Origin of the sequence: Priestia megaterium (assembly GCF_023824195.1) — a bacterium.
Lineage (GTDB): Bacteria > Bacillota > Bacilli > Bacillales > Bacillaceae_H > Priestia > Priestia megaterium_D.
In genome coordinates this window covers 4663339-4677915 of the sequence record NZ_CP085442.1, presented here as the reverse complement: position 1 = coordinate 4677915, position 14577 = coordinate 4663339, and the positions used below count along the sequence as shown (strand labels likewise).

The 14577-nt window shown below is 38.6% G+C and carries 13 protein-coding genes; 10 read left to right on the top strand and 3 right to left on the bottom strand.

Annotated elements, in window-relative coordinates:
• Window positions 1–185 precede the first annotated feature (185 nt).
• The 7 genes from LIS78_RS24250 (at window position 186) to LIS78_RS24220 (ending at window position 6964) form a co-directional block, all read left to right on the top strand.
• Window positions 186–1394, top strand: a complete 1209-nt coding sequence (locus tag LIS78_RS24250) for an argininosuccinate synthase (RefSeq protein ID WP_013059465.1) — start codon at window positions 186–188, stop codon at window positions 1392–1394.
• Window positions 1391–2779, top strand: coding sequence for an argininosuccinate lyase (argH, locus tag LIS78_RS24245; protein ID WP_252284446.1), 1389 nt, complete (start codon window positions 1391–1393; stop codon window positions 2777–2779). Before LIS78_RS24250 ends, argH begins: the two co-directional genes overlap by 4 nt.
• A 164-nt stretch (window positions 2780–2943) precedes the next feature.
• On the top strand, window positions 2944–3111 hold the full coding sequence (locus tag LIS78_RS24240; protein ID WP_252284445.1) for a hypothetical protein: 168 nt from the start codon (window positions 2944–2946) through the stop codon (window positions 3109–3111).
• Window positions 3112–3261: 150 nt separating this feature from the next.
• Complete coding sequence (gene ald / locus LIS78_RS24235; protein WP_013059462.1) at window positions 3262–4383, top strand: alanine dehydrogenase; 1122 nt, start codon at window positions 3262–3264, stop codon at window positions 4381–4383.
• Between the two features lie 113 nt (window positions 4384–4496).
• The gene (locus tag LIS78_RS24230; protein WP_195783204.1) at window positions 4497–5174 is read left to right on the top strand and encodes a metal-dependent hydrolase; all 678 of its coding nucleotides are present in this window, start codon (window positions 4497–4499) and stop codon (window positions 5172–5174) included.
• Between the two features lie 155 nt (window positions 5175–5329).
• Window positions 5330–5566, top strand: coding sequence for a hypothetical protein (locus LIS78_RS24225; RefSeq protein WP_252284444.1), 237 nt, complete (start codon window positions 5330–5332; stop codon window positions 5564–5566).
• An 81-nt stretch (window positions 5567–5647) separates the two neighbouring features.
• The gene (locus LIS78_RS24220; RefSeq protein WP_116073936.1) at window positions 5648–6964 is read left to right on the top strand and encodes a CBS domain-containing protein; all 1317 of its coding nucleotides are present in this window, start codon (window positions 5648–5650) and stop codon (window positions 6962–6964) included.
• A 264-nt stretch (window positions 6965–7228) separates the two neighbouring features.
• Here the strand turns inward: LIS78_RS24220 and LIS78_RS24215 are convergent, their stop codons facing one another.
• On the bottom strand, window positions 7229–7525 hold the full coding sequence (locus tag LIS78_RS24215; RefSeq protein WP_195781743.1) for a YtpI family protein: 297 nt from the start codon (window positions 7523–7525) through the stop codon (window positions 7229–7231).
• A 251-nt stretch (window positions 7526–7776) separates the two neighbouring features.
• Here LIS78_RS24215 and LIS78_RS24210 point away from each other — a divergent pair, with 251 nt between their 5' ends.
• On the top strand, window positions 7777–8715 hold the full coding sequence (locus LIS78_RS24210) for a DHH family phosphoesterase (protein WP_074893748.1): 939 nt from the start codon (window positions 7777–7779) through the stop codon (window positions 8713–8715).
• A gap of 38 nt (window positions 8716–8753) precedes the next feature.
• Here LIS78_RS24210 and ytrI read toward each other — a convergent pair whose 3' ends face one another.
• Window positions 8754–9272, bottom strand: coding sequence for a sporulation membrane protein YtrI (gene ytrI / locus LIS78_RS24205; protein ID WP_195781745.1), 519 nt, complete (start codon window positions 9270–9272; stop codon window positions 8754–8756).
• Entirely contained in the window at window positions 9269–9604 is a 336-nt protein-coding gene (gene ytrH, locus LIS78_RS24200) for a sporulation membrane protein YtrH (protein ID WP_013059455.1), read from the bottom strand. The genes ytrI and ytrH overlap by 4 nt, the downstream gene beginning before the upstream one ends.
• Window positions 9605–9745: 141 nt before the next feature.
• Here ytrH and dnaE point away from each other — a divergent pair, with 141 nt between their 5' ends.
• Both dnaE and ystJ read left to right on the top strand, forming a co-directional pair.
• Window positions 9746–13096: a DNA polymerase III subunit alpha gene (gene dnaE, locus LIS78_RS24195; protein ID WP_209150705.1), complete on the top strand. Its 3351-nt coding sequence runs from the start codon at window positions 9746–9748 to the stop codon at window positions 13094–13096.
• A gap of 200 nt (window positions 13097–13296) precedes the next feature.
• Complete coding sequence (gene ystJ / locus LIS78_RS24190) at window positions 13297–14526, top strand: NADP-dependent malic enzyme (RefSeq protein ID WP_013059453.1); 1230 nt, start codon at window positions 13297–13299, stop codon at window positions 14524–14526.
• Window positions 14527–14577: the final 51 nt, after the last annotated feature.

Below are 14577 nucleotides of genomic sequence, written 5' to 3'. Positions count from 1 at the left end.
TGTCTATTTTTACAGTATTTTAAGAGATTTTACCCTATTAAATTAAAATAAATGTGAATTTATATACTTTTTTTTGAATAACTATTGAAAATAGATTAAAAAGTTGTTAAAGTAATAGTAGATTAAATGAATAAAAATTAAAACGGTTGTATTAATATATATATAATTTGTAGGAGGAATAGATGATGAGTAATCCAAAAGTTGTTTTAGCATATTCTGGAGGTTTAGATACATCAGTTGCAATTAAATGGTTACAGGAAAAAGGGTACGATGTGGTAGCTTGCTGTTTAGATGTAGGCGAAGGAAAAGATTTAAAATTCGTTAAAGAAAAAGCATTAACAGTTGGAGCGGTATCATCATATGTGATTGATGCAAAAGAAGAATATGCCAATACATTTGCGTTAGCAGCACTTCAAGCACACACATTATATGAAGGAAAATATCCATTAGTATCTGCACTATCTAGACCGCTAATCGCTAAAAAGCTTGTAGAAGTAGCAGAACAAGAAAATGCAGTAGCTGTCGCACATGGATGTACGGGAAAAGGAAATGACCAAGTGCGTTTCGAAGTATCAATTAAAGCATTAAATCCACACTTAGAAGTTTTAGCTCCTGTTCGTGACTGGAAATGGTCTCGTGAAGAAGAAATCGAGTATGCAAAAGAAAAGAATATTCCAATTCCAATTAACTTAGACAGCCCATTTTCAATTGACCAAAATTTATGGGGAAGAAGTAACGAGTGTGGCGTTCTTGAAGATCCTTGGGCAGCTCCACCTGAAGAAGCATATGACCTAACGGCTTCTCTTGAAAACACTCCAGACACAGCGGATGTAGTAGAAATTGAATTCGTTGAAGGTGTTCCAGTATCATTAAACGGTCAATCTTACACGCTAGCTCAGTTAATTCTAGAATTGAATGAAATTGCAGGTAAGCACGGAGTCGGACGTATTGATCATGTAGAAAACCGTCTTGTGGGAATTAAATCACGTGAAGTATATGAGTGTCCAGCTGCTATGACATTAATTAAAGCACACAAAGAGCTTGAAGATTTAACATTAGTGAAAGAAGTAGCGCACTTCAAACCAGTGATTGAGAAAAAATTAACAGAAGTTATCTATGAAGGTTTATGGTTCTCTCCATTAACAAATTCACTGCTTGCATTCTTAAAAGATACGCAGCAATATGTGAACGGAACAGTGAGAGTAAAACTATTTAAAGGGCATGCTATCGTAGAAGGACGTAAATCTCCTAATTCTTTATACAATGAAAAACTTGCAACATATACAAAAGAAGATGAATTTGATCACAATGCAGCAGTTGGTTTCATCTCATTATGGGGACTTCCAACACAAGTGAGCAGCATGGTAAATCAAAAGAAGGTGACAACGGTATGACCAAACTTTGGGGAGGGCGTTTTACGAAACGCCCTGAACAATGGATTGACGAGTTCGGTGCGTCGATTTCATTTGATCAGCATCTTGTAGAAGAAGATATTGAAGGCAGTTTAGCACATGTAACAATGCTTGAGAAATGCAGTATTCTTTCTGGAGATGAAGCGTCACAAATTAAAAAAGGCCTTCAAACACTGCTTGAAAAAGCTAAGAAGAAAGAATTAACATTTTCTGCTCAATATGAAGATATTCATTTGAATTTAGAAAAGTTATTAATTGATGAAATTGGTCCGGTTGGAGGAAAGCTTCATACGGGTCGAAGCCGTAATGATCAAGTTGCTACAGATATGCACTTATATTTAAAAAAGCATGTTCAGCAAATTGTAGGGCTGATTGAAAATCTAGAAGATGTATTGCTTACAAAAGCAGATCAGCATGTTGAAACCATTTTTCCAGGCTACACACATTTACAGCGCGCGCAGCCGGTTTCTTTTGCTCATCATTTAATGGCTTATGTTTCAATGTTCAAGCGCGATGCTGAACGTTATGCGGAATCGCTGAAGCGTATTGATTTATCTCCTTTAGGAGCAGGAGCTTTAGCTGGTACAACATTCCCGATTGATCGTCATTATAGCGCGGAGCTTTTAGGCTTTAATGGGATTTATCAAAACAGTATGGATGCTGTCAGCGATCGTGACTTTATTTTAGAGTTTTTAAGCAACAGTTCTATTTTAATGATGCATTTATCTCGTTTTTGTGAAGAGTTAATTTTATGGTCTAGTCAAGAATTTCAATTTGTTGAAATGGATGATACGTACGCAACGGGCAGCAGTATTATGCCTCAAAAGAAAAATCCTGATATGGCGGAGTTAATTCGTGGTAAAACAGGACGAGTATATGGTCATTTATTTAGCCTATTGACTGTGTTAAAAGGCACGCCTTTAACATACAACAAAGACTTGCAAGAAGATAAAGAAGGCATGTTCGATACGGTTACAACGATTGAAGGCTGTTTGACCATTTTTGCTGGCATGATTGAAACAATGACAGTAAAAACAAATGTTATGGAAAAAGCTACGAAACAAGATTTTTCAAATGCAACGGAGTTAGCTGACTATCTTGCTTCAAAAGGCATGCCGTTTCGTGAAGCACATGAAGTGGTCGGGAAACTGGTTCTCGTTTGCATTCAGAAAAATATCTACCTAATGGATTTGCCGCTTGAGCAATATAAGGAAGCGTCAGATTTATTCGAGGAAGACATCTATCATGTATTAAGTCCAAAAACAGCTGTTAATCGCCGCAATAGCGCGGGAGGAACAGGGTTTGAACAAGTGAAAAAAGCAATTCAGCTAGCTAAAGATGAATTGCACGAAAAAACATCGATATAAAAAAGTTATCAAAACGTCCGCAGAAAAATCTGCGGGCGTTTTTTGATGTGAGATAAATGGTATAACTAGAGCATTTAAGAAGAAAATAGAAAAGATCATGTAAGGGATTATGAAGTAAAGTTCACATTCGTAAAGAAAATAGAGTGAAAAAGGAGAAGTGACATATGAAAGACAAAAAACATCCGCATCATGTATATGAATATGATTTTGAAGGAGAAAAAGAGACATCAAGACAGCTAATGGATTCTTATTCAAGCGGCGTCATTGGCGATGCTATGGCTTCTGTGGTTGAAAATCCAGAAGCACAGAGTGATAACGAACTATATGAATAACTACATGCATATACTGTATATAGACTAAGAAAAGCAGGATTATGCTGAGCTCTATCGAAAGGTAACGTCATAGTAAATCCGGTTTTCTAAAGGATTTGGTATGGCGTTCTTTTTTCAGTTAATCACTGATATAAGAAAAGAGGGATAAAGGTGAAAATTGGAGTGCCGAAAGAAGTAAAAAACAATGAAAATCGCGTGGCTATTACTCCAGCTGGTGTTACAGCTTTAGTTAACGGTGGGCATGATGTATATATTGAAACACAGGCAGGAGAAGGCTCTGGATTCCATGATGAAGATTACACAAATGCAGGAGCTTCTATTGTAAATACTGCAAAAGAAGCGTGGGATGCTGAAATGGTTATGAAAGTAAAAGAACCGATTTCAGAAGAATACGGATATTTTCGTGAAGGACTTATTTTGTTTACGTATTTACATTTGGCAGCTGAAGAAGCATTAACGAAAGCATTGATTGATAAAAAGGTGGTAGGCATCGCTTATGAAACTGTACAGCTTCCAAACAAAAGCTTGCCTCTGTTAACGCCGATGAGCGAAGTTGCAGGAAGAATGTCTTCTCAGATTGGAGCTCAATTTTTGGAGAAAACCAAAGGTGGCAAAGGGATTTTATTAAGTGGAGTTCCAGGCGTGCAAAGAGGAAAAGTAACGATTATTGGAGGAGGAGTAGCAGGGACCAACGCTGCTAAAATTGCGGTCGGATTAGGGGCTGATGTTACAATAATTGATTTAAACGCTGATCGCCTTCGCCAGCTTGATGATTTATTTGGTAAAGAAGTGACGACATTAATGTCAAATCACTACAATATCGCACAATCTGTAAAAGAGTCAGATTTAGTGATAGGAGCGGTTCTCATACCCGGAGCTAAAGCGCCAAAGCTTGTCACCGAGGAAATGGTTCAAACGATGTCAAAAGGGTCCGTTGTGGTTGATATTGCTATTGATCAAGGCGGGATTTTTGAAACAACTGATCGCATTACCACTCACGATAACCCGACTTATTCGAAGCATGAGGTCTTGCATTATGCTGTTGCTAATATGCCAGGAGCTGTTCCCCGCACGTCGACCTTAGCACTGACCAACGTAACGGTGCCTTATGCTCTGCAAATAGCAAGTCAGGGATATAAAAAAGCGTGCTTAAAAAACCCTTCCCTTCTTCAAGGCATCAACACCCTAAATGGGTTTGTCACTTACGCGGCTGTGGCAGATGCACACGGTCTAACTTACGCTGATGCAACAACTTTATTAGAGCAAGCATAATAAGGCATGTTTTTGCGCAGTTTGTGATATGATAGCCGCGTATTCACTTGTTTTGTAACTAAAACAGACGGGTAGAATATAGAAAAGGTTAGTGTAAAAGGAGAGAATAAATGATGCACGTTTCTTATCATGGACATTCTATTGTTAAAATTGAAACAAAAGGAAAAACAATTTTAATTGACCCGTTTATCACTGGAAATGAATTAACAGATTTAAATGCTGAAGATGTAAAAGCAGATGTGATTTTACTGACTCATGGCCATAATGATCATGTAGGCGACACGGTTGAAATTGCTAAGCGCAGCGGTGCACTTGTTGTGGCAGTAGCAGAATTAGCTACATATCTTAGCTGGCAAGGCTTAAACGTACACCCAATGAGCATAGGCGGAGCCTATACATTTGATTTTGGCACGGTGAAATTGACACAAGCTTTCCACGGTTCAAGTTATACAGAGAATAATGAAAAAATTATTTATACAGGAATGCCGGCTGGCTTGCTTTTAACGATTGAAGGAAAGACAATTTATCATGCTGGAGATACGGCTTTATTTTCTGATTTAAAGTTAATTGGTCGCCATGAGCCTGACGTAGCATTTCTTCCAATTGGAGATAACTTTACAATGGGACCTGAAGATGCGGCTATCGCAGCGGAATGGGTGCAGGCAAAGCTTGTTGTGCCAATTCACTACAATACATTTCCTGTAATTAAGCAAGATCCTCATCAATTTGTTGAGTCTTTATCTGGTATTGAAGGAAAAGTGTTGAAAGCTGGAGAAGGGTTGGATTTTTAATCATAAACAGAGGCTAGTACAAAAGTATTTCAGTTAAAGATAGATACGAACGACTAATCGATATTATCGATTAGTCGTTTGTTTTTTATTTGTAAAGAAACGTTCTGCTTTTTTTACTTCCCTGCATACGATAGTAATAATAAGGAGGGAGAGTTATGGAAAAAAATCGAGTTATTTTATCGCTTTTACTATGCGGAGTGATGCTTTACTATGCAATGCCGCACTTAGTGTTAACAACTTCGAGTTTGCAAGGAATTTTTAGTATAAGCTGGCTTACCTTTGCTCTTTTTGTAGCCGGAGGCAATTTGTCATCACTACTTTATACACCGCGCCGCAAAAAGGCAGGTATTCAAAAAAATAGTGCGAGAAAGCCTTTGCGTCAAAGAGGTTAGATTGAATCCATTTCACTTCCCCCGTATAATAAAAGAAAAGACATATGAAACGTAAAAACGTTTTAGAAGGGTGAAGTACACGTGGCGACAAAACATGAGCAAATTTTACAGTATATCGATTCGCTTCCAATTGGTGAAAAAATTTCAGTGCGCCAAATTGCCAAAGAACTGAATGTCAGTGAAGGCACGGCGTACCGAGCAATAAAAGACGCGGAAAATAAAGGATATGTTTCAACGATTGAACGAGTTGGGACCATTCGAATTGAACGAAAGAAGAAAGAAAACATTGAAAAGCTCACGTTTGCTGAAGTAGTAAACATCGTGGATGGACAAGTGCTGGGCGGACGTGAAGGCTTGCATAAAACGTTAAACAAGTTTGTTATTGGAGCGATGAAGCTTGATGCTATGATGAGATATACCGAGGCTGGAAACCTTCTTATCGTAGGGAATCGAGTAAACGCTCATGAATTAGCTCTTGAAGCAGGAGCAGCCGTGTTAATTACGGGCGGCTTTGATACGGAAGAATGGGTTAAGAAGCTTGCGGATGATCTTAAGCTTCCTATTATTTCAACGAGCTATGATACGTTTACAGTTGCAACGATGATTAATCGTGCTATTTATGACCAGCTGATAAAAAAAGAAATTGTGCTTGTAGAGGATATTTTAACACCTGTCTCTGAAGCGGTTAGCTTGCAGTTAACCGATACGATTGAAAAATGGCATGAATGTAACGATAAGACTCACCACAGTCGTTTTCCTGTAGTGGATCAGCATATGAAAGTTCACGGTATGGTCACCTCAAAAGATGTTATTGGATATGACCTTTCTACTTCAATCGAAAAAGTAATGACGAAAAATCCGATGACGGTTCACGGAAAAACATCGGTCGCTTCTTCTGCGCATATGATGGTATGGGAAGGGATTGAAGTGCTGCCTGTAGTGGATGATTACCACCGGCTAGAGGGCATTATCAGCCGTCAAGACGTTTTAAAGGCACTGCAAATGATTCAGCGTCAACCGCAGGTAGGAGAAACCATTGACGACATTGTAACCAATCAGTTTATGGATGTACAAGAGACAAAAGAAGCACCGGTGTATCGCTGTGAAGTAACGCCGCAAATGACGAATTATATGGGGACTATTTCATACGGAGTTTTCACTACTATTGTAACGGAAGCCGCCAATCGTGTTCTTCGCTTATATAAAAAAGGTGATTTGGTTATTGAAAACATCACCGTTTATTTTATTAAGCCAGTTCAAATTGAAAGTGTAATTGAAATTCGTCCTAAGCTATTAGAACTTGGTCGGAAGTTTGCTAAATTAGATGTAGAAGTCTACAATGCTGGGGTTGTAGTAGGGAAAGCGATGATGATGGCTCAGTTATTAGAAAGAGTATAAAAAAGAGGCTGGGACAAACGTATTTTAGTTGAAAGAAAATCCGAACGATAAATTGAGATTCTTGATGGAGAATCAAATTCGTTCGGATTTTTTCATTGATAGGGTGAACGTAGGTTTCAATGAAGATGCGTCTAGCTGTTGATTGGAGGGCAAGGCGAAGACTTGCACGGAAACCAACAGCGGTGTAACAAGTGATCTATACTAGCTCCTTTATCCCTTTTGTTTGTCTTTAGATTGAATTGATTTCGTTATGTCTCAATCTCTTTACATTTGATCTGCTTCTTTTATTGCATAAGGCTGATAGTACTTGTAAGCTTTGATACCTGCTAATATGCTGCCTGAACCGAATAATACAAATAATATGCCGATGATAAGCGAAAGGTTTGTTTCGTAAATAAACCATTGATTGATCCCAAAAAATAATACAAAAGAGCCAAGACAAATACTCGACTTAGCGGAAATCCACTTTCGTTCCATTGGGCGTTTCGAACGTACGTATTTTACTTTTAAATACATGTAGAAAACAAAGGACACAACGATTAAAATCATTAAAAATGGCACAGACGCCCCTCCAGTCCGGTGTATTTTTATCCGTAATGTTTCTAGATGTTAGTAATGCACAGTGTTGAAAGTGTTTACAGTAGTATCTATTATTTTACAGGTCGATGACAGAAAATTCTACTATTGATTGATTCTTCTTTTAAAAAAGAGAAGAGATATGATTTAATAAATAATATGAATACAGCGCTGTGGAAATGTAAGTGCATGTGGTACGTACATAAAACAAGAACAGTATTGACAGGAGAGAGAAAATGAAAGCACAAATATTAGAAGCTATTAAGCAGTTTGACACCATCATTATTCACCGGCACATTCGTCCAGATCCAGATGCATACGGATCTCAGTGCGGATTAGCGGAATTGTTAAAAACATCTTTTCCGGAGAAGAAGGTATATGTAACGGGAGAAGAAGCGGAGTCATTAAAATTTTTATACCGTATGGATGATATCGCTGATGACACCTATGAGGATGCGCTTGTCATTGTTTGTGATACGGCTAATGAAGCACGAGTATCAGATCAGCGCTACGTAAATGGAAAAATGGTCATTAAAATTGATCACCATCCAAACCAAACTCCTTACGGTGATTTGCTTTGGGTTGAGACGTCTGCTTCTTCAACAAGCGAAATGATTTATGAATTTTACTTGGAAGGAAAAGAAAAGGGGTTATCTCTGAATGATGAAGGAGCAAAGCTGATCTTCAGCGGTATCGTCGGAGATACGGGTCGATTTTTATTTCCAAATACAAAGCCGAAAACGTTTTGCTATGCAAGTGAATTGATTCAATATGGTTTCAATTTTAAAGATGTATATGATCAGTTATACAAAACAAAAGAAAACGTCGCTCACTTACATGGATATGTGCTGCAAAACTTCACGATGTCTCCAGCAGGAGTTGCACATATGAAAATTCCGAATGAAATTCTTCGCAAATATGATGTGACACCAGCTGATGCCTCTCAGCTAGTCGGTTCGTTAGGCCAAATTGATGGAGTAAAAACGTGGGTGTTTTTTGTGGAGGAAGAAAATCAAATTCGTGTTCGCCTTCGTTCAAAAGAGCTTGTTATTAATACAATTGCTAGAAAATACAACGGAGGAGGCCATCCTCTCGCGTCCGGCGCTTCCATTTATTCATGGGAAGAAGTAGAGCCTTTACTACTTGATTTAGAAGAGCTCTGCAGTCAGGAGTAATCTGTAAAATAAGCCGTTGATTTTAAATCAGCGGCTTTTTATAGTACTTTTTCCATCTTTTTAATTCGAACTTCAATCGAAAGCGTTGTATAAAAATAAATTTGATGAACTTCAACTTCATAAATCGTTTTATCGAATTCGTATTTTTTATTTTCAATTGCTTTTTTTAAGATATCCCGGCTTCGATACGCACTTTCAATATCTTGGGCAATTAAGTGCTGCGCTTCTTCGTCGACGCTTTTTTGAATATTGTATTCAACCACAGAGTTTACTTTATAACGATTGCCGTTTACTAATTTTACTTTCACATTCTGAATAATCAAATGCTGCTTCATTTCCTTGTTTAATGCTTTTACATCTTCTTGCCATGCGCTAATTTGCAAATTTGCTTTTGCTAGTTTATCATTAGCAATTCGAACTTCTTCTAGCTCTCTATCTCTTGAAACGCCATAAATCGTTAAAAACACCCCCCAGCTAACAATTGCTCCAATGACTATACCGGCAAAAAAACGCTGCCAGTCGGAGCGCTTGAACATTCGCTCGCTGGGTACCCTCATACAAAATGCTCCTGAGTTAACCACTTGATGATAAGAGCCCCGGTCTGAGCTCCTCCCATAGCGGATAGAATTAAAAGGATTTGTTTGAATACATCTTTTGTGGCTCCTTCAAAGAGTCCTCGCTCAAAGCTGTAAAACGTATCAAATGTTCCTCCAATTGCTCCGACAATTGCCCAGATTTTCAAACTATTGCTGAGGGTATGCATGACGTATAAAGGAGATTTTCCAATTAAAAACCCCGCAAATGCTCCAATTAATGAACCGCCTAAAATAATACCTAATGAAGTGAAGTAACTCCAAATGAAAAGAGACATAAAAGGCTCTTTTGTCATGACGCGTCCTCCTTTACTATTTTATCAATGAATCACGCTTCCTACATATATATGGACAAACGCTCAGAGTTATGTAATTTGTCTACGCCGGCAACAAAATTTATAATGAGAATAAAGAATTAAAGAAAGGTGGGAAGTCCTGTGCCTTTTGTTCACTTGCAGCTTCAAAGTTCTTATAGCTTACTAAGCAGTTCCGTTCGTATTCATGAACTTGTAGAAACAGCTAAGAAAATGAACTATGAAGCGATTGCTTTGACTGATGAAAACGTGATGTACGGAGTCATTCCTTTTTATAAAGCCTGCGTGAAAGCGGGGATCAAGCCAATTATTGGGCTCACATTATCAATCCTAGAACATGAAGAAAGCGAGCGAGCGTACCCTTTAGTTTTATTAGCGGAAAATGATAAGGGATATGAAAATCTATTAAAACTAAGCAGTTTAGTTCAAACCAAGGAAAAACACGGTGTAAATAAAAAATGGCTCCACCATTACAGCGGCGGGTTGATTGCTATTACACCGGGTGTAACTGGAGAGATTGAAACCCTGCTAGCAGAAAAAAAACTTCAAGATGCTAAGCGAGTGCTTCAATTCTTTAAAAAAGTATATTCGCAGTCTTTGTATATATCGATACAGCGCCACGGACAGGATGAAGCTTTTATAAATCAGCAGTTAACGGAGCTTGCTGCTGAAGAAAATATCCCGCTTGTTGCGACGAATCAAGTGAAATATTTAAAAAAAGAAGATCGAGATGCGTATGAGTGTTTAGCAGCTATTCGAGACGGAGAGAAATTACATAGCGATGAACAAATGAAAAATGAGAGTACCGAGTACTATTTCAAATCACCTGATGAAATGGAAGATCTCTTTCATGACCAGCATTTTTTAATAGAAGAAAGTATAAAAATCGCAAGACGATGCGAGCTCGAAATTTCTCTAGGCGTAATGTCCATTCCAAAATATCCTGTCCCCCCGTCTGTTACATCATCAACCTACTTGCGCACTCTCTGCGAAAAAGGATTGCAAGAAAGAGTTCAAGTGATCACGGAACAATACGAGGAACGCTTGGATTATGAGCTGAACATTATTGAAAATATGCGCTTTAGTGATTACTTTCTTATCGTATGGGATTTTATGAATTATGCTCATGAACACGGTATTTTAACGGGGCCAGGCCGTGGTTCAGCGGCAGGCTCACTGGTCTCATACGCCTTAAGAATTACAAATGTTGATCCAATTCAGCATCAGCTTTTATTTGAGCGCTTTTTAAACCCTGAACGTATTTCAATGCCTGATATTGATATTGATTTTCCTGATAACAAACGAGATCAAGTCATTCAGTATGTGGCTCAAAAATATGGAGCGCTGCATGTCGCTCAAATCATTACGTTTGGAACATTAGCAGCTAAAGCAGCCGTACGTGATGTAGGGAGAGTGATGGGATTTGATCAAGAGGCGCTAAACAAAATGTCCAAAGCGATTCCAACTAAACCTGGTACAACGTTAAAAAGCGCTCTTCGTGATTCAAGAGTTCTTCAAGACTATTTATCTGAAAATGAAGCCAGAAAACAATGGTACAACATTGCCATGAAGATAGAAGGACTGCCAAGGCATACTTCTACGCATGCAGCAGGCGTTGTGATTAGTGAGAAGCCGCTGACGCAATCTGTAGCTGTACAAGAAGGACATGATGATGTATATCTGACTCAATATCCAATGGAAGCTCTGCAAGACGTTGGGCTTTTGAAAATGGACTTTTTAGGTTTGCGCAACTTAACCATTTTAGATCATATTTTAAAGAAAATTGAGCGGGACATGAATCGAAAGCTGTCACTGTCTCATATACCATTTAACGATCAGAAAACTTTTGAACTGCTGAGTAAAGGGGATACGACCGGTATTTTTCAGCTAGAGTCAGATGGAATGAGAAGAGTGCTTCAGCAATTAAAACCTACAGAGCTAGAAGATATTGTAGCAGTTAACGCGCTGTATAGACCTGGTCCGATGGAAAATATTCCAACCTATATTAAGCGCAAGCATGGAGTGGAGAAAGTAATATATGATCATCCTACGCTTAAAGACATTTTACAATCCACGCATGGCGTTATCGTGTATCAGGAGCAAATTATGCAGATTGCTTCAAAAATGGCCGGTTTTTCTCTTGGGGAAGCAGATTTGTTGAGAAGAGCAGTTAGTAAAAAAGAACGGGCAGTGCTGGATCGTGAACGAGCTCATTTTATCCAAGGAAGCAAGAAGAAAGGATATGACCTATCCGTTGCTAATCGAGTGTATGACCTTATTGTGCGTTTTGCTGATTATGGCTTCAACCGAAGTCATGCTGTTGCTTACAGTATGGTAGCCTATCAGTTAGCTTATTTGAAAGCACATTACCCGCTACAGTTCTTTTCAGCTTTATTAACGAGCGTTATTGGAAACGAAGGGAAAATTGCTCAATATATTAATGAACTAAAAAGAAAAAAAATACAAGTTCTCCCACCTTCTATTAACAAGAGCATGTATTCGTTTAACGTAGAAGGTGAAAGTATAAGGTATAGCCTTGCAGCGATTAAACATATTGGTGCAGCAGCTATGCAGGAAATAACAGAAGAGCGAAAGAAAAAAAGATTTGAAGACTTATTTGATTTTTGTGCACGCGTTTCACAAAAAGCCGTGAATAAAAAGGCGCTTGAAGCTTTGATTCTGTCTGGAGGCTTTGATGAGTTTAGAGAAAATCGAGCTACTTTATTAGCAACGATTGATGTAGCATTTGAACATGCAAGCTTGGTACTCCCAGATGATGACTTTGGATTTGGAGCTGAATTTTCGTTAAAGCCTAAATATATGGAAAAAGAGGAACTGAAAATAGAAGATCGGCTTCAGTATGAAAAAGATATGCTAGGTTTTTATTTATCAAGCCACCCTGCTTCTCAGTATGAAGCACTGAATTCCTTTTATTCTGTTGTTTCTCTTCACGATATGAAAGAATACGCTTCAGGAAAAGCGGTCTCTCTTTTAGTATTTGTGTTGGAAGTTCGCGTCATTCGAACGAAAAAAGGAGAACAAATGGCCTTTTTACGCATCACGGATGAAAGTGGAGAAGGAGAAGTTGTCGCGTTTCCCCGCGTATTCGAACAGAATCGTCTGCTGTTTGAACAAGGGAAGGTTTTACTGATACAAGGAAAGATAGATGAAAGAAATGGGCAGCAGCAAATTGTTTGTCAACGTGCTGAAGCTGCTAGCGAGGCGGTTCAAAAACTACCGTCAGAAGAATTATACTTACGTATAGAAACAAAGCAAGGTACAGAAAATCTGCTTCATGCTATTTACCAGCATTTTCAGTCTCATAGAGGGAAAATCCCCGTGAAAATTTATTATGAGGCAGAACGTCAATTGGTCAAGCTTCCCGTTCACTATTCTATTGAACGAAGCGACGAGTTAATAAAAACTTTAAAAGCAATGCTTGGAGAGAAGCACGTTGTGTTCAAGAAGATATAGTCTTTACAGATTTCATGTGATGTTATATGGTAAAATAGTTAAAAAAGTGGTCTGACCACCGTTTTTTATGAAATATACGAATTAGATGCGTTTTTCTTGAAATGAAATGCAATTGGATTTATAACATCATATGAGTGTGGGAAAGAACATGGTTCAGGCGCAGTATTTGTTATCATTTTGTTTATTGGGAGTGAAATTCATTGTCTTTACGTGAAGAAGCATTGCATATGCACCGCATTAACAAAGGTAAACTAGAATCAAAGTCCAAAATTCCTGTTCGAAATGCAGAGGATTTAAGCCTTGCTTATTCCCCTGGTGTAGCAGAACCTTGCAAAGAAATATATGATGATGTAAACAATGTATATGAATATACGATGAAAGGAAATATGGTAGCTGTTGTATCTGATGGCACTGCCGTATTGGGCTTGGGCAATATAGGTCCTGAAGCTGCTCTGCCAGTAATGGAAGGGAAAGCTGTCCTTTTTAAAAGTTTTGCCGGCGTAGATGCGTTCCCAATTTGTTTAAACACGACAGATGTGGACAAAATTATAGAAACTGTTAAATTGCTAGAACCTACTTTTGGAGGCGTTAATTTAGAAGACATTGCGGCTCCTAACTGTTTTGAAATTGAAGAGCGGTTGAAAAAGGAAACAAATATCCCGGTTTTTCATGATGATCAGCATGGGACGGCTATTGTTACGGTAGCGGGTCTTCTTAATGCCTTGAAGCTGACAGGAAGAAAAATGTCACAAATCAAAGTGGTAGCGAATGGAGCAGGAGCTGCTGGCATTGCTATTATTAAATTATTATACAGCTATGGAGTGCGCGATATCATTATGTGTGATTCCAAAGGAACGATTTATGACAAGCGTCCTCACGGCATGAACCGTATAAAAGATGAAGTTGCAGCCTATACAAATCGAAGCAAAGTAGAAGGTACGTTAGCTGATGCGTTAGAAGAAGCTGACGTATTTATTGGAGTTTCGGTTGAAGGAGCACTCACACCGGAGATGATTGGAAAGATGAATCCAGACCCAATCATTTTTGCAATGGCAAATCCCGTGCCTGAAATTATGCCAGAAGAAGCTAAAAAAGCTGGCGCGAAAGTAATCGGCACCGGACGTTCTGATTTTCCTAATCAAGTGAACAATGTCTTAGCGTTTCCGGGGATATTCCGAGGTGCACTAGATGTGCGTGCTACTCATATTAATGAAAAAATGAAAATGGCTGCAGTTGAGGCCATTGCTAATTTAATTACGGAAGAGGACTTGAATACAGACTATGTGATTCCAGGTCCATTTGATGCACGAGTGGCTCCGGCAGTAGCCGCCGCTGTTGCAAAAGCAGCTATGGAAACAGGTGTTGCCCGAATAAAAGTAAAGCCAGAAGCCGTAGCTGAAAATACACGTCGCTTAGCGATTATTGAATAAGGTTACATCAACTGTTCTTTGACAGGCATGATGCTTCAAGCATGCCTGTTA